The following is a 26,934-nucleotide window of genomic DNA, read 5'->3' as shown; positions in this document are numbered from 1 at the left end:
AGGTCATAGCTAGCGTAGACCGCTGCGCTGCTATTTTCTGATCGCTCGAACTGGACGATTGCCCTATATCTAGATCATGATCATCGTCGGCACTCGGTAAGTCGACGAAGATACTGAATATGCGGCAGCCGGATTCGGCACGTGCCGGATTGTTCATGGCGAGCTGCCGAGGCCCGCGTCTCTCGCCCGGACGATCGCGTTCGCCCGGTCCGCCACGCCGAGCTTCGCGAAGATGCGGGAGAGGTAGTTGCTGATCGTTTTCGGCGCCAGGTTCAGTTCGGCGGCGATCGAGGCGTTCGGCAGTCCCGCGGCGACCAGGGTCAGCACGTCGAATTCCCGGGCGGTCAAGTCCGGGAAAGGGCGAGCCTGGACGGTGGAGCCGGACAGCATGGTGGCGAGTCTGCTGCCGATCTGCGGACTGAAAATCACCCACCCGGCCGACACCGCACAGATCGCGCGCAGGATGTCGTCGCGCTCCGCGGCGTTGCGGAGGTAGCCGCCCGCTCCAGCACGGATAGCGGCGAATACCGACTCGTCGTCCTCGGCCATGCTGAACACGAGTATCGCGACGCCCGGCGCGGACCGCACCAGTTCGCCGATGACGGAACCACTTTCGGGTTGCCGCCACTGACCGAGGATCAGCACGTCCGGCCGGTGCAGCACCGCCTCACGCACCGCACCGTCGGTGCTGGTCTCGGCGACGACGGAGATCCAGTCGACGGAACTGAGCAGCGACCGCAACCCCGCCCGGACGACCGCGTGGTCATCGGCGAGCACCACGGTCAGCCGGCATATTTCGGACAGTGGCGAGCCGATATCGTCGAGTACCGAAATATCGGACCCCAAGGTTCGCTGCTGACAAGCGGACTTGGACAGCACAGTTCATCACCCCCTGGCACAGGCCTCTGCTGGATCCCGGTTCCGTGCACCGAATGAGCGGATCTCTCAGCTGCCTGAGAATGCCCTGGGCAGGGCCCGAAGGGGAAGTTTTCGGACCGCTGACCGAACCCGAAATCGACTGGCCCCCTGCGGCTCTCGACCGACCATTCGGTACAAATAGGTCGCACCATGCTCTTCCCGACGGGTCGGGAAGAATTCCCGGGTCACCAGGGGCCGTACTCCCTGGTCGACCATCGGTGACCGGCACATGCTGACTACTGGAAACCTGACGAAAGGTGAGAACAGTGTCGGTCACAATGGAAATCAAGGATCCATATCTCTTCGAGCGGGTCGCGCTGGTGGAGGACGAGGGCGCAACCGCGGACCGTGTCATGGGCGTACTGCCGTGCTGCAGTTGCGGCGCCTGCTGCCGCTGCTATGCGTGAGTTCGACCTCGGCAGCCTGCCGGCGCTCGGAGTCGGTCTCGGATATCGCAGGGAACTGGACGCCGCGATCATGGCGAACCAGGAGTCGATCGACTGCCTCGAGATCATCACCGAGAACTTCCTCGAGACGCCGGTAGGCGGTCCACTGGACCTACTGCGGGACCGGTTCCCGTTGACACCGCACGGGGTCGAGATGTCGATCGGCACCGAAGGGCCGCTCGACACCGGCTATCTGGACGATCTCGCGGACCTGGTGGCCCGGGTCGACGCACCGTGGTGCAGCGACCATCTGTCGTTCACGCGGGCCGGTGGCGTCTCGATCGGACAGCTGACACCGCTGCTGCGCACGCGGGGAATGGCCGACGAGATCGCGGGCAAAGCCCGACAGGTGCAGGAGCGCGTCGGCACGCCGTTCCTGCTGGAAAACATCACCTATCACCTGGACTTCCCGGCCGAGTTGTCCGAGGCCGAGTTCATCACGCATGTGGTCGAAAAGGCGGGCTGCGGACTGCTTCTCGATCTCACGAACGTCTTCATCAACTCGGTCAATCACCGGTACGACCCGATCGAGTTCCTGAATTCCATTCCGCTGGAACGGGTAGTGCAGCTGCACCTCGCGGGCGGGTACTGGTCGGACGGCACGCTGCTCGACTCGCATTCCGCGCCCGTACCCGGCGAGGTGTGGGAGCTGCTGGATTACCTGGCCGGGCGCGCGCCCGCGGTACGCTGCGTCATTCTCGAACGCGACCAGGAGTTTCCGGACGACTTCGATGAACTCACCGCCGACCTGCGCCGGGCCAGGGCGGCGATCGGTTCGGTGGTGATGGGCGGGTGAGCGGCAGCGGTTTCCAGCGAGCGTTGGCCGAGCTGCTCACCGCCGGAAACGCGCGGACCATGTTGGCTGAGCGGCCCGCTGAGCTCGCCGCCCGGTTCGCGCTCTCCAGGGCCGAGCTGGACCTGCTCGCCGCGGCCGACCGGACTCAGCTGGACGTCAACGTCCGCTCGGTGACCAACAAGCGGCTGGACATGCTGGCGCGGTGTCTGCCCGCGACCCTGTCGGCGGCGGCGCACGAGCACGACTTCCTCGACGAGTTCATCCGTCGATACCCGCCGACCCATGTCGATGGACAGCAGAACCACAAGCGAGTGCTGGCCGAGGGGACGAGGTTTCTCGACTATCTCGTGACCAGTGGCCGAGACGATATGGCCGACCTCGCGAGATACGAGGTGCTGCGCCTGGAGTTGTTGTTCGACCCGGCGGCCACCGTCGCGGCCGAACAGGCGGACGTCACGCTGGGCGGATCGGTGCTGGGCGCGCATGTGCGGCTCGCCGAGTTCGACAGTGACGTGGTGACCCAGCACAACGAGTGGCTGCGCAGTGGCGTCATGCCCGACGGCATACTGGGGGATCCGATTCGAATCGCCTTGGTGAAGATCGCCGGGCGGTCGGCACTGGCGTGCTATCGCCTGGGCGACACGGCCTTTCGCGTACTGCGGTCGGGCGCGCCGTTTCCGCCCGAGGCCGAGGCGGTGGTGCGGTTCGCCCGGCAGGAACGGCTGTTCGAGGGGACGGGCTGATGCGAATCTGCGCGGTGATGAAGTATCCGCCGATCCAGGGTGGGGTGAGCGCGCACTGCTACCGAATGGCTCGGGCGCTCGCCGAACGCGGCCATCAGGTGGATGTCGTGACCAATGCCGACGAGGTCGAGGACGACTATCGGATCTGGTTCGACGACAGCGACTTTCAGCGTTTGGCAGCGACCTTTCCCAATGGCGGTGCGGTGCGGGTGATCGCGTCCGGACAGTGGGAGCGCGCCCGCGCGTACATTCCCGCGGCGAATCCGTTCGCCACCAAGCTCGCCGCACTGGCCACCGAGGAAATTCGGCTGCACGGCGCGGATCTGGTGTTCTCCGCCTATCTGGAACCCTATGGGCTGAGCGCGCATCTGGCCGCGTCGTGGACCGGTGTTCCACACGTCGTCCAACACGCGGGCAGCGACCGGACCCGATTACTCGATCACCCGGAGCTGGGTCAGGCCTACCGGGAAGTGTTGCGGCGCGCGGATCTTGTCGTCGGCGACCGAAATCTGACCGGCCTCGGCATTCCGCCGCACCGGATCGCACCCATGCCGAAGGCTTCGCTGCCGCCGGAGTTCACGCCGGATGGTCCGGCGGCCGACCTGACCGCCCTCGTCGCGCGGTTGCGTGAATCGGCCTGGGTGCGCAACACTTCCCCGCTCGACCCGGCCGTCGCCACCATCGGTGTCTACGGCAAACTCGGCGTCGTCAAAGGATCGTACGACCTGATCGAAGCGCTTGCGCGACTGCGCGGACGCGGGCTGCGGTTCAACTTCCTCGTCATGGCGGGCGGTACCGAGCGCGAGAAGTTCCTCACGGCGGTAGACGAACTCGGGCTCACCGAGGTGACGTGGACACTTCCATTCCTGCCACCTTGGCGAGTGCCCGAGGTGTTGCGGGCGTGCACAGCGGTGTGCGGTTTGGAGCGGAATTTTCCGGTAGAAGTGCACCGGCCGGGGCTTCCGATGGAACTGCTCAGCTGCGGCACCTGCGCGGTGCTGTCCGCGGAAGTGGTTCGTACCCAACCTCATTGGCCGGAGTTGCGGTCCAGTGCGCGGGTAGTCGAAGATCCCCGCGATATCGACGGATTGGCGAAGGTGCTCGCCGAGGTGATCGCGGATCCGGCGGCTGCTGTCGAATTCGGGCGGCAGAGTAGCAAACAGCTTCCGGTGGCGGACGATGACGAACTGGGTGCCGCGTATGCGGCGATGTTCGACGCCGTCGTGCACGGTGGTCCGGCCCAGTCCGCGGACGACGCGGTGCTGCCATTGCTGCGTCGGCACATGCCGATGACGATGGCCCTACTGAACGGACGAGCCGAGCGGCTACTGAGCCGGGTCGCTCCCGTCGGGGTGCAGGATTTCGCGACAATGCTGGCCGAATCGATCGATGACGACGTCGAGCTGGAATATCCCCCCGACACCATTCGCGAAGTTGTCCGCTTCGAGCAGCATCGCCTCTGGCTCGCGGTCGACGCGGACCATGATGCGGTCGATCCTGCCTTTCCCCGCTCGGCGGTTGCTCGGCGACAACCAGACTTCGGCCAGTTGCGGCCGGTTTGCAGCGCGCTGCTCCGGATAGCCGAGTTCGCTCTCGACGTGGATGCGTTGACGGCTCGCGGCGAGATCGTCGACAGCGAGCCATCGGTGTGCGCGTTCCACAAGCGCCCAAGCCTGCGGGGACGCGTATTCCGGCTGACACCGGCGACCCGTGAGCTGCTGCAGCTGTGCGACGGGACACGAACCGTCGAGGAAATCACCGATATCGCCGCGCGTGCGCACGATGCGCCGCCGACCGCCGTACCGGAACTGCTCCGGCGCTTCGCCCTCGATCAGGTCGTGCAGCTGCGGTAGCCGCAGGGCACTCGCGCGGGCGGCTTCCCCAAAGAACGCCACCCGTACCTCACGGGTACGGCAGAATCGGCAGAAGAGTTCCATCTCTATCCGTCGACAATTAACCAGGACTTTGCCCTAACTGGCTTATCCCCCGCTCGTTCCGTTTCGCGCCACAGGGCGTTCACCGCGAATCTATTTTCAACCGAGACCATCGCGGAAGAGTTCTCGCACATTCTCTGCTCTGCACGCCAATCCCATGTCGGATCGAGAGGAATGCTGTGCCCCAGGTAGGTTCGGGTTTCCCCAGAAGGCGATTCATCGGGAGCGCGCTCGGCGCGGCCGCGTTGACCGGCGGGATGCAGGTGCTGCCGTCGGGTATGGCCGAGGCGCTCGCGGCGCCGAGCCGGAAGGGGACCTTGAGTGACGTCGAGCATGTGGTGATCCTGATGCAGGAGAACCGTTCGTTCGACCACTATTTCGGCACGATGCGCGGGGTGCGCGGGTTCGGCGACGCGACCGCCGTCGTCAAGCCGGACGGCCGCAATGTCTACTTTCAACCGGATTCGGGTCGGTCCGACGGCGGCTACCTGCTGCCCTTTCATCTCGATACCGCCGTCGTCGACGGCCAGGACATCGGAGACCTGCCGCACGGCTGGGGCGATCAGCATCGAGCGGTGCGCGGCGGCTGGAACGACGACTGGACCGCGGCCAAAGGCGAGATGACAATGAGCTACTTCACCGCCGCCGACATACCCTTTCACCGCGCACTGGCCGACACGTTCACCGTCTGCGACCACTACTTCTGCTCGGTCCTCGGACCCACCACACCCAACCGGCTCTATCAGTGGACCGGAACCATAGATGCCGCAGGACAATACGGCGGCCCCGCGACCAGCAATCCGGCCAACTACAACCCTGTCTATCGCTGGACCACCTATCCGGAACGTTTGCAGGACAAGGGGATCACCTGGAAGGTCTACGCCAACGACGAGGTAGGCGACGACTCCGGTCGCCACCCCTTCGTCGGCGACTACGGCGACAACCCGCTGTGGCTGTTCGATGCATACCACGACCCGAAGAACACCGAACTCGCCTCGCGGGCAAAGGTATTCGGTGCACAGAACTGGAAGCCCGATTCCGGCCAGGGCAAAAATGTCGCGCACGTGCTGTCGGATTTCATCGCCGACTGCTCCGCCGGGCGACTTCCCCAGGTCTCCTGGGTGGTCGCTCCTTATGGGTACTCCGAACATCCCGCCGCCCGCCCCGCCGATGGTGCCGCCTACACCCACGCCGTGCTGAAAGCGTTGTGGGGGAATCAGAATCTCTGGAACTCGACCGCCCTGCTGATCAACTTCGACGAGAACGACGGGTTCTTCGATCATGTGCCGCCGCCGATGGCACCGCCGGGTACCCCGGGCGAATACGTCAACGGCCAGCCCATCGGTCTCGGACCCCGGGTGCCCATGCTGGTGATCTCACCGTGGAGTCGCGGCGGCTGGGTGAATTCGCAAGTGCACGATCACACCTCGGTGATCCGTTTCCTGGAGAAGTGGACCGGAGTTGACGAACCCAACATTTCCGCCTGGCGCCGCTCCATCTGCGGCGACCTCACCGGGTGTTTCGATTTCAGCGCCGCCGACACCACCATCCCGCTGCTGCCCGATGCCAATGCCCTTCGGGCACAAGCTGATGCGACGCAGAGTTCGCTGCCCAAACCCGCCCCTCCCGCTGCGGGCAGCCAGCGGCCGCCGGAGCAGGAATCAGGGACCAGGCCGGCCCGGCCGCTGCCCTACGCCCCGGTGGTGAACGGAATCCTCGGCCCGGATGGCGCACTGACCACGACGTTCCGCAACACCGGCGCAGCCGATGTGCAGTTGGCGGCGTATCGGGCCGATGGGCGCACCGACGGGCCGTGGCGCTACGACGTGCAGTCGGGAGCCACCGTCACCGATACCTGGAGCGTCCAGAACTACGCCGACAAGAAGTACGGCATCGCGGTACACGGACCCAACCGGTTCCTGTGGCGGCTCGCCGGAACCTCGACGTCGCCACTGGAGGTGACCGCCTCCTACACCCCCGACCTCAAACTGCACCTGTCGATGACGAACAAGGGCAAGGCGCAGGCCACCGTCACCGTGCGGGCCAACAGCTACCGCACCGACGGTCCGTGGACCTTCACGATCGCGCCCGGGCAGACCACTACCGATACCTGGAACGCGCTCCGCTACGGCAGAGGCTGGTATGACCTCTCACTGACCGTGGACGTCGACCCGAGCTATCAGCGGCACTTCCGGGGGCACATCGAGAACGGCCACCCGAGCGTCACCGGCTGATGAGCCACGCGCCCATCGACGGCGTAACTCAGCGGCGGTGCGCCATGTCGTACCACTGGTGTGGCACAGACCAGTCCCAGCACTCCTCCGGCGGATCAGCAGGTTTGGCGGGATTGGCCCGAGACCACTCGAAGTAGGAGCTGGCCGACCCGCCCGCACACGCACCGCACAGGATCAGGCCACGCAGCAGGTGGCGCCATAGCGGGCGAAGTGAGATGTGTCGCCGCATCGCGACCTCCTCGGCAGTGACAGTAGTTCCGCAGAGGCATTGCCTCAGGTGACGGACGATACCGGCGCACTGCTGGGCGCGGACGCAAATCGGTACGACTACCAGAAAAACGCAAAAGCCCCGCACCCAGAGGGTGCGGGGCCTTACCAAGCTGCGTCGATCAGATGGCGCGGACGTCCTGGGCCTGCGGGCCCTTCTGTCCTTGGCCGACCTCGAACTCCACACGCTGTCCTTCTTCAAGGGACTTGAATCCCGAGCCGGACACGGCGGAGTAATGAACGAACACGTCAGCGCCGCCACCGTCTTGTGCGATAAAGCCGAAGCCCTTTTCGCTGTTGAACCACTTCACACTGCCTTGAGCCATGTTTTTACTTCATCTTTTCTGTAGATGAGCCAAGCAAATCACTTCGATAAGCCTGATCTCACTGGACAACCATGTCACGGATCGGCCGGAATCCCTATCGAATACCGCCGTATGTGAGCTAACCGACACTCCACGGCCCGACGCCGAGCCGCCGGGCGACCCTCGGACCCCTCGATCAAGCGATGATCGGGCGGGCCGCACCAATGTGCCAGGGCCGCAATGCTTGCCACGTCATGCGAGCCCGATAACGTTGTGCCCCAGCAATGTTGGCCAGCCAGCCGAATCGGCCGCCGACGACGCCGCCGCGGACGATACTTGGTTGCATGCGGGCCAAAACGCTGGACCAGGTGACTGCGGGCGTCGAGCGTGCCTGTCGCACCGTCTCCGGTGCCGTCGAACTCGAACGCGCTGTCTGCGCGAGCTTGCGCGAGGCCGTGCCCTTCGACGCCTGGTGCGCACTGACCGTCGATCCGGGTTCGGTCCTGCCGACCGGCGGTTGGCATCGCGAGGGTTTGCCGCTCGAGTACATGAATCCGATGCTCGAGATCGAGGCAGGTGGGCAGGACGCCCTCGCGCTGTCCACCATGGCCCGCAGCTGTCGGCGAGCGATGACCTTGACCGCGGCCACCGGCGGACAGCCGGAGCGCAGCAGGCATTATCGGGAGATCCTGGTGCCCGCGGGCATGACGCGGGAGATGCGCGTGCTGTTCGGTGACAATGCCAGTGTGTGGGGTGCGTTGGTGCTGTTTCGCGGCGCGGACGCGCCGGATTTCGCCGACGCCGACGCCCAACTGATCGGCGATGCCACCATTTCGGTGGCAACCGCGATCCGCAGGGAGATGGTCCTCACCGAGATCACCGCCGACGACACCGCCGCCGGACCCGGCCTGGTTCTGCTGGACCGCGACCTGCACCCGACCACCATGTCCTCGGCCGCCGCGCGGTGGCTCACCCAGGTCGATGACGGTATCGACCCGCACCGCGAACTGCCCTTCTGCGTACTGACGCTGGCCCACCAGGCGTGGTCACGTCCAGGCCCCGCCCGCACTCGGATCCGTTCCCGCACCGGCCGCTGGCTCACCCTGCACGCCGAACAGCTCGCCGGTGCCGACGACCAGGTGTCGATCATCATCGAAGCCGCCCGTCCGGTCGAAATCGCCGCCCTCATCGCCGACACCTACCGCCTCACCAGCAGGGAACGCGACGTCGTCGGGCTAATCGCCAGAGGCTTCGCCCGCACCGAGATAGCCCGGCTGCTAACGGTTTCCGCCTACACCGTCGACGACCACATCAAGCGGGTCTTCGGCAAACTCGAAGTCCGCAGCCGGGCCGAACTGACCGCCAAACTCTTCTTCGACCAGCACCTGCCCCGCATCGAGAACGAGGTGCCGATCGGCGGCACCGGTTGGTTCCTGCGCTGATCGCCGTCAGCTCTGCGCCCCGGCGGAATGTCAGGTGGTGCAGTTCTTCTGGGCGTCGACGCGGACCTTGCGGCCGGTGAACTCCTCGAGGATGGCGATGTTCTCCGGGGCGTAGTTCTTTTCGGTGATCTTGTCGGCGTTCGGGCTGCCGAGTTTGCCGCTGTAGGGAGCGGACTTTTCCAGCCAGTAGGCGGTCCGCAGGAACTGGATGAGGACCAGCTCGCGCACCCTGGGCTCGTTCTTGATCTTGGCCCAGTAGTCGGGGTGCCGGTCCTTGGCCACGCGCAAGTACAGCAACAGGTACCTGAGGTTGGTGGCGGCGATATCGCGGGAGTTGCTGGCGCCGATCCCCTTGATGTACTCCTGCACCACGGTGACGGCGGGGAGCCCCATCAGGCCCGCGTTCAGCTCGGCGAGCACGCCCTGCAGCCGGTAGTCGCCTTGCTGCCGGTCCCGCAGGTAGATGTTGTCCATGTCCTGACTGAGTCGGTCCTTGATCAGTGGCAGGATTTCCTTGCGTGGGAAACCACCGTGCAGCGGTATGCCCGTGATCTTTTGCGTCGCATTGATCCACGACGCGGTGTACTTGTCCCATTCGGTCCGCGACCCGTCGAGGTCCCACATGTGGGTTTCCTCGTGGATCGCCACCATCATCGATTCGGCGAACGCCTCGAAACTGCTCGTCTCCACGAACTGGTTCCAGTACGGGTCCTTGGCCTGGGCGATCGCCAACTGCTGCCCGCTCGGCCAGCGCCGTTGGTACATGGCTTGCAGGGTCTGCATCCAGTTCCGGCTGGAGAAGCGCGCTTTCAGGTCGCTGATATCGGCGGTCGGCTGGGAGGGCTCCTCGTAGCAGAAGGGCGCGGCGGTTTGGGCGGGCACGACATCGGCGATGCTCGGCACGGGAGCCGCCATTGCCACGGAACCGGGCCCCAACGACAGCACCAGGCAGGCGGTTACTACGGGCAGACAATACTTACGGTTCACGGGAACCTCATTTCGGAGCAGTCGAGCGGGGGTAGGCAGGCTGTCCTGCTGACGCTGGCTGCGGCAGACATTCCGCTTGCTCGCCGCGCGCGGACGCCGCAGGGCATGACCGAACGAGGAGCGAGAACTGTTGTGCGAGTATGTGTCTCAGCCGACGACCAGAGGGGCCGCCGCCAATTTTCTGAACAACTGACTGAATGATGGCATGAATGCCATCGCCTGCCTCTCCCCAGTGCGAGTGGGGAGAATTCGGCAAAACAGTCAGCGTCAGAAGGTATTCAGCCGGCCCCGATCAGCGCGTCGGCTGGAATGGGCCCGCGGCGTTCGATGGCGAGGTGGGCGGGACAGCCGACGGCGGCTGTGCGCGTAGGACGTTGGCCGCGCCCGCGGCGACAACGCAGAACGCAACGGGCAACAAGAGGGTGACGTTGAGCGGAACGAGGTGGGTCAGCGGTCCGATGATGGCGGGTCCGGCGAGCACGCCGAGGTAGCCGAGTCCGGCGACGCGGGCGACGTTGGCTCCCGCGGCATTTCGGTCGGCATGGCCCGCCGCGCTGAACAGTTGCGGCACGCATCCGGACAGCCCGGCGCCGAACACGGTCCAGCCCGCCAATGCCAGCGGAATCCAGGGCGACAGTGCCGCTGCCGTCAAACCCAGCGCGGCAACGGCGGCCCCGTAACGCAGGACCGCCACCGGCCCGAAGCGGGTGGCGACACGGTCGGCGAGCAATCTGCCGACCGTCATGGCGGTGGCGAAAGCGCCGTAGGCCAAGGCGGCCGTGGCGGCCGACGCGGACAGCACATCTCGCAGATGCAGCGCACTCCAGTCGTTGGCCACGCCTTCACAGAGCATCAGCAGCAGCGCGAGACCGGCGAGCAACCAGATTCGTCGCGGGGTCGCCCGTCGCTGCCCCGCCGGGAAAACCTCGGCGGGACGGGGACTTTCGGGCCGCAGCAGCGCCGGACCGGCCAAAGCGGCACCGGCGAGGCCGAGCAGCGCCGCCGCACCGAGCGCCGCCGCCGGAGTCCAACCCCAGCTGAGGGTGCGGGCGCCGACGAGTGCGGCGAGGACACCGCCGAGCGAGTAGGTGGCATGGAACGCCGACATCACCGACCGCTGGTAACGATGTTCGACCTGGACGGCGTGGGCGTTCATCGCGACGTCCAGACATCCGTTGCCGAAACCGAGCGCGAGCAGCGCGATGCCAAGCGTCCAGGCATTCGGCGACAGCCCCGGCAGGATCACGGCGGCAGCGCACAGTGCCGCACTGACCGGTACAACGACGCGCGCACCGTAGCGATCGGCGAGCGGACCCACCAGCCGCATACCGGTGAAAGCACCCGCGCCGAGCAGCAGCAACAGCCAGCCGAGCGTCGCATGACCGATCCCCACCCGGTGTTCGACGGCGGGGATGTGGACGACCCACATCCCCATCAGGAAGCCGTTCAGCGCGAAAAAGGCGAAGGTGGCCAGTCGAGCGGCCCGCAACGATCTCTGCATGCCTCTGAACATATCGGACATGATTCATGTTCGTAATATTGACTTTCGAACACAGAGAATGTCCAATTGCCCATGTGGCGAGCGTAGATCGACTGAAGCAGATCACCGATGCCGTGCGCGAAGCGGGCCAACTGGGGGTGGCGGAATTGGCCGAGCGCACCGGCGCATCGGAGATGACCATCCGCCGCGACCTGGAGACCTTGGCCGGTCAGGGCGTGCTGGAGCGTTATCGTGGCGGCGCGCGAAGCCTGCTGCTGCGCGGCGACGAGCCGCCCTTCGCCATGCGCGCCCGCGAGGGACTGGACATCAAGCGACGCATCGCCGCCGAGGTCGCCGGATTGATCGCCGATGGTGAGTCCGTCGTTCTCGATAGCGGCACCACCTGTCTCGAGGTGGCCCGCGCCCTGGTGCACCGCCGACTGACCGTGCTCCCCGTGTCGCTGCACGCGGTGAACGCGCTCACCGGCGCACCGCTACTGACGCTGTTGGTACCCGGTGGGACGCCGCGGGCGGGCGAACTCGCGCTGACCGGCCCACTGACCCTCGCGTCGCTGACCGCGCTGCGGTTCGACACCGCGATCCTCGGCTGCTGCGGACTGACCGCAGCCGACGGCCTCACCGCCTACGACCTCGACGATGCCGCCGTGAAACGCACCGCGATCGCCTCGTCGCGTCGGGTCATCGCCGTCGCGGAGGCGGCCAAACTGTCCCGCACCGCCCTCGCGTTCGTTGCCCCCGCCGCCGCATTGCACGCCGTCGTCACCGACGAATCCGCCGCGACCGAGGACACCGCCGCGCTCGCGGCCCTCGGCGTCACCGTCCGGCGGGTGTGAACCCACAGCGCTTGCCTACGCCGCACAGGAGCTACCGGCCCGGTGAACCGTATGGACGTTCTGTGAGAACCGAACGGCGCGGCGCTGTTTGATGCCGAAACCGGAGGGTAGGCGGGGGCCATGACTGTGAGAACGACACATCGCGCCAAGGAGTCGCGTTTCGATCGGGGCACAGCATGGCTCGGATCGCTGGTCTGTGCGGTCCTCACCGCCGGGGTGGTCATCATCAATTCGGTCGGGGCAACCACGACCGCGGGCCTCGGCATCATCTTGGCGCTGGTTCTCGTGCTATGACCGACTAGGCGCGCCACCGGCTTCGGTTCACCGGCCCGCATGGTCGTGTTCACATCGTGTTTACGATGTCCGAATGCTTATTCACGACGCGCCAGGAAGTCAGCCCCCACCCGCGGAGCGAGCGGGTGTGGCGCGACTCCAGGAACGTCGCGTTCGACCGTCGACTATCTGGTGCGGAATTACCGGTGTGGTGCTCGTGCTCGTCGCCGGCGAACTCGTGGCCGCCCACATCAACGCCCTCGGGCCACTGACAAGTCTGTTCCGCGACTATGTCGGCAGACCGAAGTCGGCGAGCACCTCGTGGGCGGGGTTCCTGCTCGCGCTGGTCGGCGTTACGACCCGGGTCCGGGTGATCGCCCTCGCCACGGCGATCGGCATCGACCTGATCTTCGTGGTCATTCGTGCGATCGAAGGCAGGCTGTTCACCGTCGGTAACGGCCCGACCATCGTGCTCACCGCGCTCGCGGTGCTCGCCGCTTGGCGCTGGACCGGGGAACGGCGTCGAACGGCACTGCGCGCCATCGCTTTCGGCGCGCTGCTGATCCTCGCGACGAAAGTCGGCGAGATCTGGCTGGACGTCACCGCGTGGGCCCGGCCGATGGTGCTCGACCCGTATGCGCAACTAGCCGATCACGCGCTCGGCAACCCGGCGTGGTTCGTGGGGCACGCACTGGAGGTGGCGGGACCGGTGCCGCTGAGTGTGGTGCGCTGGGTGTACTTCGAGCTGCCGGTCGCCGCCATCGTCGTTGCCGTCTGGCAGCTGCGCGGCGTGACCACCGGTCCGTGGCCACGCCACCACCTGGTGCGAACGTTCTTGGCGCTCGGCTTGATCGGGCCGCTCTGGTACGTGATCTTCCCCGTGGTCGGCCCGATCCTCGCGTTCGGCCCGCAGGGGCACGGCATGGAACTCGCCGACGTCTGGCCGAATATCATTCCGCCACTGCCGTTCTCGCTCGAACCGATGCCCTTCGACGGCATCACCCCGCGCAACTGCATGCCCTCGCTGCACACCGCGTGGGCACTGTCGCTGTTCATCCACTCCCGTCGCGGCCCGCGATGGCTGCGCTACGGCGGCGCGTTCTGGCTCGTCTGCACCCTCATCGCCACCCTCGGCCTCGGCGCCCACTACGGCGTCGACCTGATCGCGGGCGCCGCACTGTGCCTGACCGTCGAATCCGCCCTGCGCGACCCGGACCGCGGCTGGGGCCAGTACCGCATTCGCGTTGTGGCCCTTGGCATCATCACCTTCGCGGCAACCCTGCTGTCCACCCGCTACCTCGCCCAGCAGATGGCCGAGCACCCCCTGCTCTCCGGCGTCGCTCTCCTCGGCATGCTCACCGCCTTGTCGATCACGTTCTACCTGACCTGGTTCGCCCCGACCCGCCCGTCGAGTTCCCCAGCGCCCAAAGCCGAGTCCGTCGATATGGAGCAACCTGGCCATCCCTGACCAGGTTCCTCGTCGAACTGCCGGAGACAGAAGGATTTTCAGAGTGCGGAGAGTTCGGCGACCAAGTCGTCGAGACCGAGGGAGCCCCGTGACAGCGCGGCCATGTGCCACTTCTTCAGGTCGAAGGTTTCCCCGCGTGCCGTGGCCGCCGCCATAGCCGCCGCTCTACCGCGCAGCCAGGCGCGCTCGCCGAGCTTGTAGCCGATTGCCTGGCCGGGCCAACCGAGGTAGCGGACGAGCTCGCTGTCGAGATGTTCGGGCGGCAGGCCGCAGTAGCGGCCGAAGAATTCCCGCGCGTTGTCCGGCTGCATGGGCTCGCCGGGCCGGTACGGGGAGTCGTCGGGGTAATCGAAGCCGACGTGCAGGCCGATGTCCAAGATCACCCGGAGTACGCGCAGCATTTGCGCATTGAGGTAGCCGAGTCGGTGGCCGGGGTCGGTGAGATAGCCGAGTTCGTCCATCAGGCGCTCGGCGTACAGCGCCCAGCCCTCCATGTTGGCGCTCACACCGCCGATGCTGACCTGATAGACCGACAGTTGGTCGGCCAGGTAGATCCATTGCGCGAGCTGGAGGTGGTGACCGGGGACGCCCTCGTGATACCAGGTGGAGATCAAGCTCCACACCGGGATTCGGGTCCGGCCGAGCGTGGGCAACCAGGTGCGGCCCGGGCGGGTGAAGTCCAGCGAGGGCTGAGAGTAGTAGGGCGCGGCCGCGGTGCCCGGCGGCGCGATCATCGACTCGACCGTCAGCAGCGGCTCGGCGAGATCGAAATGCGTGCCCTGTAGGTCATCGATGGCCCGGTCCATCAGGTTCTGCAGGTAGCTGCGGGCGTTTTCCGCGCCGTCGAGCGCCGGGCCGTGCAGCTCCAGCCACTCCATGGCCTTGATCGGCGTCGCGCCCGGCAGCACCTTGTCGGCCTCGGACCGCATCTGGGCATCGAGATCGTGGAACTGCTCCCATGCCCAGGTGAACGCCTCGTCGAGGTCGAGGTCGGTGCCGTTCCAATAGCGAGACAGACGCTGATAACGCTCTCGACCTACCGCATCGGATACACCGATTACCTTCGGACCGTAGACATCTCGTAGCCAGTCGCGCAGTTCAGCCACGGCGGTCGCGGCGCTGAGGACGGCCGAATTCAGTTCGGTGCGTAGCGATTCCGGGGCTTTGCCGACGAAGTCGCCGAACCAGCCGCCCGGGTTGTCACCCGCCACCCACTCGTCTAGTTGCTGAACCATGGTGCTCACTTGCAAGGGTGCGGCCAGCAGGTCTCGATCGATTCCCTCGGCCAGCGTGGACCGATACTGGGCCAGTGCGAGCGTAACTCGGCTCAGTCGGCGGCCGATAGCGTGCCACTGTGCCTCGGTGTCGGTCGGCAACAGAGTGAACATGTCGCGGACGGCGTGTACCGGGGAGTCCAGGTTGCGGATCGCGCGGAAATGTTCCCCGGCGTCGTACACGGCCAGTTCAGCTGTGAGGCGCTCACGCAGCAGGGTGGCACAGCGCCGCTCGGCCGCGTCCGGAAAACCGCCGACGGGCTCGGCGGCATCGAGCTCGGCGAGAGTCGCACGGGCAAGTGCGGCAGTCGCTTCGAGACCGGCCGGGGAGAGGTCGGGTAGTCGATCGTCGTCGAGGTTGCGTCCCAGCGTAACCGCGACCATGGGATCGAGCTCGGTCAGAGCGTCGACATAGGCGTCCGCGATACCGCGTGCGGTACGGGCCGGATTCGAATCTGTTGTACTCTCGTCCATCTCAACGACTCTGGTCGAAATCTCCGCTCTCTACAAGGTCGGCTGCGCCCGTGTCGGACGGGCCGATCAGTTACCCCGCACCGGCTTTCAGGCTTCGCAATACGCCGCTCGAGCGGCTCAGCCGCACACGGCTCCGTAGGACGCGGAGCCGACGAGCTTCGAATACTTGGCGAGTACGCCGCGGGTGTAGCGGGGCGGCAACGGCTTCCAGCCCTCGGCGCGGCGGGTGAGTTCGTCGGGGTCGATCAAGAGGTCGAGGGTGCCGGCGCCGACGTCGAGGCGGATCTGGTCGCCGTCGCGGACGAAGGCGATCGGGCCGCCGTCGACCGCTTCCGGCGCGACATGGCCTACGCACAGGCCGGTGGTGCCGCCGGAGAATCGTCCGTCGGTGAGCAGCAGCACGTCCTTGCCCAAGCCCGCGCCCTTGATCGCGGCGGTGATGGCGAGCATTTCGCGCATCCCCGGACCGCCCTTGGGACCTTCGTAGCGGATGACCACCACATCGCCCGCGCCGATCGTGCCGTCCTCGAGCGCGTCCATCGCGGCGCGCTCCCGGTCGAAAACCCTTGCCGTGCCAGTGAATACGTCGGAGTCGAAGCCCGCCGACTTGACCACGGCGCCGCCGGGCGCGAGCGAACCTTCGAGGATGGTGATGCCGCCGGTCGGATGGATCGGCGATGTCAGCACCCGCACCACCTTGCCGTCGGGGTCCGGCGGCGCGATCTCGGCCAGGTTCTCCGCAACGGTCCGTCCGGTCACGGTCAGGCAATCCCCGTGCAGCAGACCGGCATCGAGCAGCGCCTTCATCATCACCGGCACGCCGCCGACCCGGTCCACATCCGTCATCACATGCCGACCGAAGGGCTTGACGTCGGCGAGGTGGGGTACCCGGCGGCCGATTCGCGCGAAATCGGCCAGCTTCAGGTCGACATTCGCCTCGTGCGCGATCGCCAGCAGGTGCAGCACCGCGTTGGTGGAGCCGCCGAAGGCCATCACGACGGCGATGGCGTTCTCGAATGCTTCCTTGGTCAAGATGTCCGAGGTGGTGATCCCGCGCCGGAGCAGTTCGACCACCGCCTCGCCGCTGCGCCTGGCATAGCCGTCGCGGCGGCGATCGGTCGCGGGCGGCGCCGCGCTGCCCGGCAGCGACATGCCCATCGCCTCGGCGGCGCTGGCCATGGTGTTAGCGGTGTACATCCCGCCGCACGCACCCTCGCCGGGACAGATGGCCCGTTCGATGGCGTCCACGTCCTCGCGGCTCATCAGTCCGCGCGAGCACGCGCCGACCGCCTCGAAAGCGTCGATGATCGTCACCTCGCGCTCGGTGCCGTCGGCGAGCTTCGCGATACCGGGCAAGATCGAACCCGCGTACAGGAACACACTCGCCAGATCCAGCCGGGCGGCCGCCATCAGCATGCCGGGCAGCGACTTGTCGCAGCCCGCGAGCAGCACCGAACCGTCGAGCCGTTCGGCCTGCATCACCGTCTCGACACTGTCCGCGATCACCTCGCGCGACACCAGCGAGAAGTGCATGCCCTCGTGGCCCATCGAGATGCCGTCGGACACCGAGATGGTGCCGAACTGCATGGGGAAACCACCGGCCGCGAACACACCCTCTTTGCTCGCCGTGGCGAGCCGGGCGAGGGAGAGATTGCACGGCGTGATCTCGTTCCAGGAGGAGGCCACGCCGATCTGGGGCTTCTCCCAGTCGGCGTCCCCCATGCCGACCGCCCGGAGCATGCCGCGGGCGGCGGTCTTCTCGAGGCCGTCGGTGACGTCGCGGCTGCGGGGCTTGATGTCAGGGACGTTCGAATCGTTGGGCACGGTTGCTCATCATCCTCCGGTCCGATCGGCGACACGCCACCGACCAGCCATTGGCCGGTGGTCAGGCGGAATGGGCGGCGGCGAGGAACGGTAGGACGTGGGGAAGTACGTCGGCGGCGCAGTCCCAGGTCGTGACGTGGTCGTTGTCGGGGAGGGAGAAGAAGGGGGTGCCGGTGCGTTCGGCGAAGGTTCGCACCGCGTCGTACCAGAGGTCGCCCGTGCCCGCGTACATGAGCATCGGGACGTCCGAGTCGGCCAGCTGGGCGTGCAGACCCGGCTCGGTGGAGAACGCCGCGTAGTTGGCGCGCAGGGCGGCCGGGTCCGCGGCCTCGATCACCGCGGCCAGCGCCGGGATGGCAGCGATCGAGCCCTGTTCGATCATGGGGTACAGATCCGCGTCGGCGGGGAGGCCGAGGTGTTCGAGCATCAGGGTGGTGGCGGAGCGGTACCCCTCGATGGGGTCGAAGGCGCCTGCGACCAGTCGGGTGAGGCGCTCGGGGGCGTGCACGGCCACGGCGTAGCCGGTCAACGCGCCCAGCGAGTAGCCCCAGTACGCCGCCCGGTCGGCACCGACCTCGTCGAGCACGGCGGTGATGTATTCGGCCCGGCGCGGCAGGGCGTAGGCCGCCGGATCATGCGGCGCGTCACTGGCTCCCAGGCCGAGCGGGTCCAGCACGATCACCGTGTGGGTCTCGGCCAAGGGTGCGGTGTAACCGGCTTCGGTCCAGTGCGCGCCGATCTGGAACATGCCCGGGTGCAGCACCAGCGGCGGTCCGTCCCCGAATACCTCATACGCGATCTTGTGTCCGTTGCTCCGTGCGATGGGCACCCGTTACTCCTTGTCCACTGGCTGGCCGAACTCCTGGACGAGAGTACCGATCTGCGGGCGCTCAGGTCTTGGCATATACCGACCTCGGCGATCCGCCCAATGCCTATCCGATGGGCTGAACGAGATTATTGAATATGCGCTATTGCTATAACAATTCACGACGGTAGGCGGTCGCGCTTAGTGCTCAGCCATTTCCGGATCGGCAAATGGGTAGCTATTAATCCCTGCCCTAGCCCACCAAATCCGCTCTGCGCCAATAAGTTTCACGTCGGAAAACATACCGGTCGCTACTTTTAGCTGGAAACTTTGCCGTGACAATATGTAACCAGGTGGAAATAACGATCCCGGTAAGCTCCGTTTCGAAGAATGGAAAGTCCTTCTTCGAGAACGAGATCGAGATCTGAGGAGAGAACAATGGGTTTGCTCGCCGGTTTGATCGAAGTTGTCGGAAGCGTTCTGCACCTCCTGCTCGGAGGGCTCTGAGTTTCCGGTGCTTGCCCCGTGTTGCGCGGACACGGGGCAAGCCCGCCTCCGCCTTTCCGGCGGGTACGTCAACTATTTCGGCACCCCTGCGACTTCGGTGGGTAGCCCTTCTCCCCGATGGGCGGCAAAAGCTTCGGCGAGGGCCTGGCGATCGAGCTTTCCCCGCGGCGTGCGCGGCAGGCTCGCCAGCGTGAGAACCTGCACCGGCATGCTCGGGCTCGGCAGCGTCACCCGCAGGTGCCGCCAGATGTCCTCGGCGCTCGGCGCGTCGTCGTCCACCACGATCGCGGCGGCGGGCGCCTCGCCCATCCGTGGGTCGGGGACGCCGATGCAGGCGGCCTCCGCGATTCCCGGTATCGCGGTGAGTGCGGCTTCGACGGCGGCGGGTTCCACATTGAGCCCCGCCCGGATCAGCATTTCACTGGCACGGCCGAAGAGCCGCAGTCGATTTCCGACCACCGCGCCACGGTCCCCCACCGACATCCAGCCGTCGACCGGACCGTCGGCCAAGCCGTGCTCGGTGAGATAGCCGTCGAAGAGCATGTCGCTTCGCACGAAAACCAGGCCGTCCCGGATATCCGCTTCGACGCCGTCGAACAGTTCACCCACCGAATTCTGGTCGGTGTCGCCGAGTCCCCGATCGAAGGACACGAAACTCAATTCCGACGCCCCATAGAAATGCACGAGCGACGCGTTCGGCAGAACTTCCTGCAGCGCTTGCCTTCCCGTGCGCGGCCACCGGGCCGCCGAGGACAAAACCTCACGGACACTGCCGAACGGACCGGCACCCGACCGAACCACGTCCCAGGCGATCGTCGGCACCGAATACAGATGTGTCGCACCGTCTTTCAGCGATTGCACGACCGGACGCAGATCCACCGTCGCCCCGCGCGTCAGCGCGTGCAATCCGCCGTACAGGAAATGCGTGTGATCGAGGACACCGGGCACCGAGACGAGATCGCGACAGCCGATATCGAAGGTGGCGTCGGAGCGATCCAGCGTGGTCGCCCACGATCGCTGGTTGCGCACGAATAGTTTTGGCTCACCGGTGGTGCCGGAGGTGATGCCGACCAGCAACTCGGTGTCCGGACCCGCCCGGCCCGCCGTGCCCGCCGATGCCAGCGTGCCCGCCGTCTGGATGGGCCCGTCGAAACCCATTTTCGCCAAGCGGCGGTGTTGCTGCGCCGAAGCCACGACGGCACCGGGCTCGGCGAGCTGGAGCACCCTGGTCAGCTGATTCGGCAACAGATGCCGGTGCAGCAGCACAACACTCACACCGGCGTACGCGGCCGCCGTCACCACGACCAGCGATTCGACATCCGAGGTGGGCAGCACCGCAACGCGATTCATGCCGTCGATACCGGCCGCGACGCGGGTGACGCGCGACCAGAACTCGCCATAGGCGACGCGCTCGCGACCGGACACCACAGCAGTCGACGCCGGATATTCGGCAGCGCGCCGGGCAATGCGCTCGGCAAGCAGCTCACTCATCGTCCACTCCTCTCGCGGCGAGGGCGTCCCCCATCGCGTCCGCGGTGCGCAACGCCCGCACCAGCACCGGCGTCGCCAACGCCGTCATCGACCACTGCAAGCCGCGGGCCCGGCGCGCCTCGCCGACCTCGTGCACGATCCCGGCCAGCAACGGAACGCACCGGATCGCCAGCGCCAGCACGAGGCCGACCCGATCCGGATCGACGCCGAGCTTGCGCAGCGGTCCGAGCGCACGCGTCACGGTATCGAGCAGATCCGTCACCCGGGTGGTCAGCGTGACCAGCGCCGCCAGCGCCACCGAAATCAGTAGCACGCCGCACACGACGACCGCCCGTGCGGGCGAGGTGATCAGCACCTGGAACACGGCGATGATCAGCAACATCCACACCACCGGACGCAGTTGCGCCACAGCGACTTTCACCGGAATGCGGGCCAGCGCGAACAGTCCGGCCACCAGCACGCCGATGATACCGACCTGAATCGGGCTGTGCACGAACACCGTTGCCGCCACGATCGATACGATGAGTAGCAACAGCTTCGCCCCGGCGGGCAGCCGGTGCAGCAACGAGTCCCCCGGGCGGTACAGCCCGATCATTCGACCAGTTCCCGGTAGGCCGGGACGGCGGCGGCCGGGGTGCCGTCGAACACCACCAGACCGTCGTCGATGACGATGACCCGCTCGAAACCGTCCAGCAGCGCCAGCTGATGCGTCACGACGATCACCTGCTGGTCCAGCGCGTCCAGCGCGTCGGCGACCACGCGGGCGTTGCGCAGGTCCAGCAGGGTCGTCGGCTCGTCGGCGATGACCACCTCGGGTTTGCGGATCAGGACCGCGCCGATGGCGAGCAGTTGTTTCTGCCCACCGGACAACAGATGTGAGGGATGGTCGGCGTGCTCGTCGAGCCGGAACCGAACCAGCATCTCCTCGACCCGCGCCGCGACCTCCTGCTTGCTCAGTCCGGTCCGGCGCAGCGAGAAGGCCAGATCCTCCGCGACCGTGGGCATGACGATCTGGGTGTCGGGATCAGTGAATACGAACCCGACCTTGCGCCGCACCTGCGCACCCTTGCGCGCCGCGTCAACGCCGTCCACCGTGACGGTGCCCGACGTCGGCGCCAGCAGTCCGTTGATCATGCGCGCCAAGGTCGATTTGCCGGAACCATTGGCCCCGATGATGCCGACGCGGCGTTCGGAAATACGGAGGTCGATGCCGCGCAATACTTTTCGATCCCCGAAACGGTGACTGACCGAAGAAAAGACGATCTCACTCACGCGATACGCTCCACGAGCATGGCAATCCCTTGCCCGCCGCCGATGGCACAGGCCGCCAGCCCGAGTGCCGGTCCGCCTTCGCGCAGCATCTGACTTGCCAACCGCACCAACAAGATAGCGCCCGACGCACCCCAGGGATGCCCCATGGCGATGGCGCCACCCTGCGGGCACAGCTTGGCATCGTCGAGCCCCAGTTCGTCCGACACCGCGAGCACGACGGACGCGAAGGCCTCGGTGATCTCGATGATGCCGATCTCGGCGAGATCAACTCCGGTTCGCCGCAACAGTTTCCGTATCGCGGGCACCGGCCCGAGGCCTGGGTACGCCGGATCTGATCCGGCCACCGCGGCGCCGACTATCCGTAACGCGGGCAGCCCCGCGGCCAGCGACTCGCTGGTCACCGCCAGCACCGCCGCCCCATCCGAGATGCCGCACGAGTTGCCCGCCGTCGCCGTGCCGTCGGCGCCGAAACTGGGGCGCAGCCGGGCAAGCCGCGCCTCGGTCATGCCGACGCGGATCCGTTCGTCGCGGCGCACCTCGCCGATCGGTACGATCTCCGCCGAGAAATCGGCGGCCGCGGCGAGGGTGTGCGAACGCGCGGCATACGCGTCCTGCCGCTCCCGGCTGATGCCACGAGCGCGCGCGAGATCGTCGGCCGCCACGCCCATGTCGGGATCGGGAAAGCCTTGCGGCGCAAAGGGAGCGCGGGTATAGCGGACCGGCTCGGCGTCCGCGACCGGCGGCCAGAACCGCCACGGCGCGGTGCTCGCCGACTCGACGCCGCCCGCCAGGATGAGTTCGTCGGCGCCGCTGCGCACCCGCACTGCCGCCTGCATCACCGCGTCGAGGCCGGACCCGCACTGACGATCGACGGTGACGCCGGGCACCTGCACGCCGAGACCGGCCCGCAGCGCCGCGATCCGCGCCGGATCGCCACCCGGCCCGAGGCAGTTGCCGAGCACGACATCATCCACTTCGGCGGTAACGCCCGCACCGCGCAGCGACGACAGCACCTCGCGCAGCACCGGGGCCGCCAGGTCGGTCGTCGTCAGCTCGGCGAATCCGTGCTCGGCGTTGCCGATCGGCGTTCGACGCGGCGCGACCAGTACGGGGACCGGGTTCATGCCAGCAAGTCTTTCAGCTGACCTCTGGCCACCTTCCCGCTGGCGGTCTTCGGCAGCGTCGGCAGCGGCACCCAGCGACGGGGCATGGCTTCCTTCATCAGCACTCGGCGCGCCTGCGCACGGACCGCGTCGATCTCGACGCCATCGAGTTGTACTGCGGCCGTGACGATTTCGCCGAACACCGCGTGTGGAGAGCCGATTACCGCCACCGCGGCGACGCCGTCGAGCGTCTCCAGAACGCGCTCGACATCCTCGGCCACCACCGTGGTGCCGCCGACATTGATCGCGGACGTGCCCCTACCGCGGACCGTGAGCTCGCGGTTCGCACCGAGTTCCGCGATATCGCCGACGCCGAACCATTCGGGCGCACCGAGCACGCGGTACGGGGTCCGGACGTAGAGCAGCCCGTCACGAATGTCGGCATCGACACCGTCCAGCAGGCGCAGCGGCTCGGGCACCCGGCGGGCGGCGACGAGCGAAACCTCGGCAGACCCGTAGTACTCGATGATCTCGATGCCGTCCGCGGCCGCTCGCGCACCGTCGTCCAGGGCGATTCCGGCGACGATCGCCGTCCGCAACTTCGGCGCTTTGCGCACCACTTCACGAAGCACCGCCGGTACCGCGTGAACCACGGTGGCCCGCGACGGATCGTCGGTGACGCATGCGCCGCGCCACAGCGCGTGCAACGCACCGAACAGGTGCATCGTCGCGTGTAAGGGACCGGTGATCAGCACCCGGTCCGTGGGTTCGACGCCGGTGATGCTGGTGAACGCGGGGAAGCTGGCGAACCAGGACGCTGCCGTGCGCGCCAGGGGTCGCGGGCGGCCGGTGGAGCCCGACGTCGTCACCAGCAGAAACGCCGACGGCGGAATGCTCACGCGGTCGGGGCGTGCGTCGGGATTCTCGACGATCACCGGGACACCACGGCGCGCCGCGGCGCAGACGCAGATCAGCGCGTCCGGGACCGACAGTGCCGACGCGTCGTAGACCGGCGCGCTCTCCCGTTCGATCCATTGCTCGACGGCACGCTCGAGTTCAGCGTAAGTGTAAGTGCGGCCGTCGAATTCGATGGCAGGCCGATCGCCCGAGCCACCGAGTCCGGGACTACGCACGAATCAGTCCGGGGTACGCCCGGTGCACGCCCTTGGCAACGACCGACGCGACGACAACCTTCGCCAAGTCACCGGGGATGAACGCGAAGTTGGTGGTGACCGCATGCCGGAAGTCGAGATCGGTGCGTAGCAGCAGCCCGATGGTGCCGAACAGGTAGATCACCAGGATCCCGCCGAGCGCGTTGATCAGCAGACCGAGCACCAGCGGGTACTTCGGCAGGATCCGGGCGGTCAGCAAGCCGATGACCAGCGCGGCAGGCACCCACCCGACGAGATATCCGGCGCTCGGTCCCGCCATTGCCGTCAGTCCGGTCCGACCACCCGACAGCAGCGGCAAACCGATCATCGTCAGCGCCAGGAAGACCACTACCGCGGCGGTGCCCTTGCGCTCCCCGAGCACCGCACCGGCCAGGATGACGCCGAGTGTCTGCACCGTGATCGGCACGCCACTGAAGCCGACCGTGATGGCGCCCGGCAGGCCCATCGCCGCGATCAGCGCCGCGAACACCGCGACCTGCGCGATGTCCCGCGCCGAAAAGGCGACCCTCGACCCCCGAGAGTTCTCGACACCGTCCACGACGAACTTCCTCCCGCTACCAGCTTGAACGACGTTCAAGATAGCAGGCGGTCGGACCCGGCTCACCCGCGCACGGCGACCCGATGCCGGTTAATCGTGGGCGTGTATCCGAGCCTGCACCTCGGGCCTGCGCAACGGTGGAACCGACTTCGGCGGAACCCTGCGCTCCGGCAGCTGCGCCAACAGCCTTGTCGTGACCGCCGCGATGTCCGCGACGGCGGCATCGACCGCCGGCTGAGTGGCCGCCGAGATGCTGGACAGCCCCCCGACCTTACGCACGTACTGCAGCGCGGCGGCCTGGATCTCCTCCGGCGTCGCCGCGGGCTCTAGCCCCCGCAGGGCAGTGATGTTTCGGCACATACCTCGAGGCTAATCCGCCACGACTCGCCGCGCCCGCGGAAGATAGCCACCGGTCGGCCTGCTGTCCGCGTTTTCGGAATTCGGCGCGAGACGTTATGCACAGTTGACCCGATCGAACACGTGTCGTAACCATCCGAATAATACTGAACAATCTTCGAATTTCCGCTGCGCCCAACGGGTTCCGCGGCCTACGATCAATATCGATCGAAATGCGCTGTCGTGTAGAAACATTCGCTCGAATGATCTTGCGCCTGGCTTTTTGCCGCCTGCCGACCTGCTTGCACCTATTCCGCCATCGACCGTCCCGAAAGGTCGCGCCATGGCCAATGAGCTGATCCAACTGTTGATCGTGCCCCTCGCTGTCGCGGTCGCGGCGGTCGTCGTCTTGGTGGTCGGCGATCGGCTGCGCCCGGCATCGTGGCGGCAGTCGGCGGAGGACGCGCCGGGCACCATGGTGGTCGACTTGATCAACACCCTCTTCATGGCCGTGGCCGCGTTCGTCGTGGTGATCTGCTGGCAGCAGTACGACAACGCGCACAACCACACCGTCGCCGAGTCCAAGGCGCTCGTCGACGTCTACTGGGCCGCGCACGCCATGCCCGATCCCGAACACCACCGGATACAGGGCCTGGTCCGCGACTACACCGAACAGGTCGTCACCACGGAGTGGGCGGTGATGGACGACGAAGGCACGCTGAGCCAGTCCACGCAGGCCACCCTGGACACCCTGCGGGATGCCGTCATGGCGATCCAATCGTCGGACGCCGACGTCACCGACCTGCGAGCCAGCGCATTGGCCGGCCTCGACACGGTCGCGCAGGCGCGCCAAGACCGCGCAATGGACGCGGAACTCGGCATGCCGGGCTTCCTGTACACGGCGTTGTGGTTCACCACGGTCCTGCTGTTGTTCAGCGCGCTGCTGTCCGGTGTCCCGGTGACCAAGCGCAGTCTCCTGATGATGGCCCTGCTCGGGGTGGTGGTCGGCGCGGCGATTGTCGCGATCTATGGCCTCGATCGACCGTTCTCCGGTGGCAATATCGTCTCGAAAGACGCCTTCGAATTGGCGCTGTCCCGCTACCAGCACATCACCTAGCGGTTCCCCCAGACCGGATATCGACAACGGATGGGAGGCTCGCGGATGGCGCACACCAGAGGACTCGCCCTCGCAACGATGCTGCCCCTCGTCGCGGCATTGCTCGCCGGACGGCCCGATGTCGCGGCCGCCGATCTGTTACCGCCGGAGTGGTCACCCCTCGGCGAGATCGCCACCGGCAGTTCGTCGCCGGGCTCCGCCGCGAACGCAAGCACGTTCGAGGGAAGCTCGTTGGATCTCGGTCCGAGCATTCCGACAGAAAACTATGGCGACCTCGGCACAGGCAGCACAGGCAGTGGCCATACCGCACCGGCGCTCGCTGACGAGGCCGCCGAGGTCGTGGCGGAGGATTCCGAACAGGTGCCGGAACTCGACTCCGGCAGCGTCCGGTCGGCGTGCGCCGGCGGCGTCGCGGTGGGCAGCGCGCTGATCCTCTTCGGCATCGCGACCGGCAGCGGGTTCCGTCCGGGGTCGGCAGGTCTGGGCTCCAGCGCGTCCGGGCTTGGCAGCGCCGCCGTCGGTAGCGCCGTCACCGGTAGCGCGCTGGTCTGCCTGCTGTGGCCGCTCGACAGCGCGCCGCCCGCGCCGGGTCTCCCGCTCCAACTCGATCCGCCGGTTCCCGGCCAGCCGATCCCCGACGTGCCAGTCCTGCCGACTCCCAGCGCGGCCGTCCCACCGGCACCGTCGATCGCGCCGGTGATTCCGGACATTCCGCCCTTGCCGACGCCGCCTCGGCAGACGCGTCTGGAGGCTGCCGAACTGACAGCCGACCCCATTGCCTGGAACATCATGCAACTACTGACGATCATGGTGATAACGATCCTCACCACGGTTCGCGGCATCACCATCGTCAGGCGCAAACATGCCGGATGAC

25 protein-coding genes are annotated in these 26,934 nt (G+C 66.8%); 10 read left to right on the top strand and 15 right to left on the bottom strand.

Annotated features, from left to right (window positions below):
* Positions 1-153: 153 nt before the first annotated feature.
* Entirely contained in the window at positions 154-879 is a 726-nt protein-coding gene (locus tag KV110_RS13695; protein ID WP_218476422.1) for a LuxR C-terminal-related transcriptional regulator, read from the bottom strand.
* A 438-nt stretch (positions 880-1,317) separates the two neighbouring features.
* Between KV110_RS13695 and KV110_RS13690 the strand changes: the two genes are divergently transcribed.
* The 4 genes from KV110_RS13690 (at position 1,318) to KV110_RS13675 (ending at position 7,071) form a co-directional block, all read left to right on the top strand.
* Positions 1,318-2,160, top strand: a complete 843-nt coding sequence (locus KV110_RS13690; protein ID WP_218476421.1) for an MbnB/TglH/ChrH family RiPP precursor modification enzyme — start codon at positions 1,318-1,320, stop codon at positions 2,158-2,160.
* The gene (locus KV110_RS13685) at positions 2,157-2,903 is read left to right on the top strand and encodes a hypothetical protein (protein ID WP_218476420.1); all 747 of its coding nucleotides are present in this window, start codon (positions 2,157-2,159) and stop codon (positions 2,901-2,903) included. The genes KV110_RS13690 and KV110_RS13685 overlap by 4 nt, the downstream gene beginning before the upstream one ends.
* A complete protein-coding gene (locus KV110_RS13680; RefSeq protein WP_218476419.1) occupies positions 2,903-4,756 on the top strand; it encodes a glycosyltransferase in 1,854 nt (617 codons plus the stop codon). Before KV110_RS13685 ends, KV110_RS13680 begins: the two co-directional genes overlap by 1 nt.
* 260 nt (positions 4,757-5,016) lie before the next feature.
* Positions 5,017-7,071, top strand: coding sequence for a phosphocholine-specific phospholipase C (locus KV110_RS13675; protein ID WP_218476418.1), 2,055 nt, complete (start codon positions 5,017-5,019; stop codon positions 7,069-7,071).
* A gap of 28 nt (positions 7,072-7,099) precedes the next feature.
* On the opposite strand, the gene KV110_RS13670 is transcribed toward KV110_RS13675, so the two are convergent.
* Both KV110_RS13670 and KV110_RS13665 read right to left on the bottom strand, forming a co-directional pair.
* The gene (locus KV110_RS13670; protein WP_218476417.1) at positions 7,100-7,300 is read right to left on the bottom strand and encodes a hypothetical protein; all 201 of its coding nucleotides are present in this window, start codon (positions 7,298-7,300) and stop codon (positions 7,100-7,102) included.
* 160 nt (positions 7,301-7,460) lie between these two features.
* Positions 7,461-7,664 (bottom strand): cold-shock protein, encoded by a 204-nt coding sequence (locus tag KV110_RS13665; RefSeq protein WP_107655522.1) that lies wholly within the window; start codon positions 7,662-7,664, stop codon positions 7,461-7,463.
* A gap of 323 nt (positions 7,665-7,987) precedes the next feature.
* On the opposite strand from KV110_RS13665, the gene KV110_RS13660 reads away from it, so the two are divergent.
* Positions 7,988-9,085 (top strand): helix-turn-helix transcriptional regulator, encoded by a 1,098-nt coding sequence (locus KV110_RS13660; protein ID WP_218476416.1) that lies wholly within the window; start codon positions 7,988-7,990, stop codon positions 9,083-9,085.
* 30 nt (positions 9,086-9,115) lie between these two features.
* On the opposite strand, the gene KV110_RS13655 is transcribed toward KV110_RS13660, so the two are convergent.
* Together KV110_RS13655 and KV110_RS13650 are read right to left on the bottom strand one after the other, a co-directional pair.
* Positions 9,116-10,072 carry a hypothetical protein gene (locus tag KV110_RS13655; protein ID WP_218476414.1) on the bottom strand — a complete coding sequence of 319 codons (957 nt, stop codon included), beginning with the start codon at positions 10,070-10,072 and terminating at the stop codon, positions 9,116-9,118.
* A 292-nt stretch (positions 10,073-10,364) separates the two neighbouring features.
* Positions 10,365-11,573 carry an MFS transporter gene (locus KV110_RS13650; RefSeq protein WP_218476412.1) on the bottom strand — a complete coding sequence of 403 codons (1,209 nt, stop codon included), beginning with the start codon at positions 11,571-11,573 and terminating at the stop codon, positions 10,365-10,367.
* A 74-nt stretch (positions 11,574-11,647) separates the two neighbouring features.
* On the opposite strand from KV110_RS13650, the gene KV110_RS13645 reads away from it, so the two are divergent.
* From KV110_RS13645 to KV110_RS13635, 3 genes are all read left to right on the top strand, one after another.
* A complete protein-coding gene (locus tag KV110_RS13645) occupies positions 11,648-12,406 on the top strand; it encodes a DeoR/GlpR family DNA-binding transcription regulator (RefSeq protein ID WP_246634513.1) in 759 nt (252 codons plus the stop codon).
* Between the two features lie 120 nt (positions 12,407-12,526).
* Entirely contained in the window at positions 12,527-12,700 is a 174-nt protein-coding gene (locus KV110_RS13640) for a hypothetical protein (RefSeq protein ID WP_218476409.1), read from the top strand.
* Between the two features lie 73 nt (positions 12,701-12,773).
* On the top strand, positions 12,774-14,147 hold the full coding sequence (locus KV110_RS13635) for a phosphatase PAP2 family protein (protein ID WP_218476407.1): 1,374 nt from the start codon (positions 12,774-12,776) through the stop codon (positions 14,145-14,147).
* A gap of 38 nt (positions 14,148-14,185) precedes the next feature.
* Here KV110_RS13635 and KV110_RS13630 read toward each other — a convergent pair whose 3' ends face one another.
* From KV110_RS13630 to KV110_RS13585, 10 genes are all read right to left on the bottom strand, one after another.
* A complete protein-coding gene (locus KV110_RS13630; RefSeq protein ID WP_218476405.1) occupies positions 14,186-15,895 on the bottom strand; it encodes a DUF885 domain-containing protein in 1,710 nt (569 codons plus the stop codon).
* Positions 15,896-16,012: 117 nt separating this feature from the next.
* Positions 16,013-17,719 carry a dihydroxy-acid dehydratase gene (gene ilvD, locus KV110_RS13625; RefSeq protein WP_218476403.1) on the bottom strand — a complete coding sequence of 569 codons (1,707 nt, stop codon included), beginning with the start codon at positions 17,717-17,719 and terminating at the stop codon, positions 16,013-16,015.
* Between the two features lie 61 nt (positions 17,720-17,780).
* On the bottom strand, positions 17,781-18,548 hold the full coding sequence (locus KV110_RS13620; protein WP_218476401.1) for an alpha/beta fold hydrolase: 768 nt from the start codon (positions 18,546-18,548) through the stop codon (positions 17,781-17,783).
* Between the two features lie 555 nt (positions 18,549-19,103).
* Entirely contained in the window at positions 19,104-20,522 is a 1,419-nt protein-coding gene (locus KV110_RS13615; RefSeq protein WP_218476399.1) for a class I adenylate-forming enzyme family protein, read from the bottom strand.
* A complete protein-coding gene (locus tag KV110_RS13610) occupies positions 20,515-21,117 on the bottom strand; it encodes an energy-coupling factor transporter transmembrane component T family protein (protein ID WP_218476398.1) in 603 nt (200 codons plus the stop codon). Before KV110_RS13610 ends, KV110_RS13615 begins: the two co-directional genes overlap by 8 nt.
* Complete coding sequence (locus KV110_RS13605; protein WP_218476397.1) at positions 21,114-21,794, bottom strand: energy-coupling factor ABC transporter ATP-binding protein; 681 nt, start codon at positions 21,792-21,794, stop codon at positions 21,114-21,116. The genes KV110_RS13610 and KV110_RS13605 overlap by 4 nt, the downstream gene beginning before the upstream one ends.
* A complete protein-coding gene (locus tag KV110_RS13600; protein ID WP_218476396.1) occupies positions 21,791-22,918 on the bottom strand; it encodes a thiolase family protein in 1,128 nt (375 codons plus the stop codon). Before KV110_RS13600 ends, KV110_RS13605 begins: the two co-directional genes overlap by 4 nt.
* Entirely contained in the window at positions 22,915-24,030 is a 1,116-nt protein-coding gene (locus KV110_RS13595) for a class I adenylate-forming enzyme family protein (RefSeq protein ID WP_218476395.1), read from the bottom strand. Before KV110_RS13595 ends, KV110_RS13600 begins: the two co-directional genes overlap by 4 nt.
* A complete protein-coding gene (locus KV110_RS13590) occupies positions 24,023-24,607 on the bottom strand; it encodes a biotin transporter BioY (RefSeq protein ID WP_218476394.1) in 585 nt (194 codons plus the stop codon). The genes KV110_RS13595 and KV110_RS13590 overlap by 8 nt, the downstream gene beginning before the upstream one ends.
* 90 nt (positions 24,608-24,697) lie before the next feature.
* On the bottom strand, positions 24,698-24,967 hold the full coding sequence (locus KV110_RS13585) for a DUF2277 domain-containing protein (protein WP_218476393.1): 270 nt from the start codon (positions 24,965-24,967) through the stop codon (positions 24,698-24,700).
* Between the two features lie 319 nt (positions 24,968-25,286).
* Between KV110_RS13585 and KV110_RS13580 the strand changes: the two genes are divergently transcribed.
* Positions 25,287-26,060: a bestrophin-like domain gene (locus KV110_RS13580; RefSeq protein WP_246634512.1), complete on the top strand. Its 774-nt coding sequence runs from the start codon at positions 25,287-25,289 to the stop codon at positions 26,058-26,060.
* Positions 26,061-26,105: 45 nt separating this feature from the next.
* Complete coding sequence (locus tag KV110_RS13575) at positions 26,106-26,933, top strand: hypothetical protein (RefSeq protein ID WP_218476392.1); 828 nt, start codon at positions 26,106-26,108, stop codon at positions 26,931-26,933.
* The last annotated feature ends 1 nt before the right edge of the window (position 26,934 follow it).

The sequence above is a fragment of the Nocardia iowensis genome, from assembly GCF_019222765.1.
GTDB lineage: Bacteria > Actinomycetota > Actinomycetes > Mycobacteriales > Mycobacteriaceae > Nocardia > Nocardia iowensis.
This window is presented reverse-complemented; position numbering and strand designations above follow the sequence as displayed.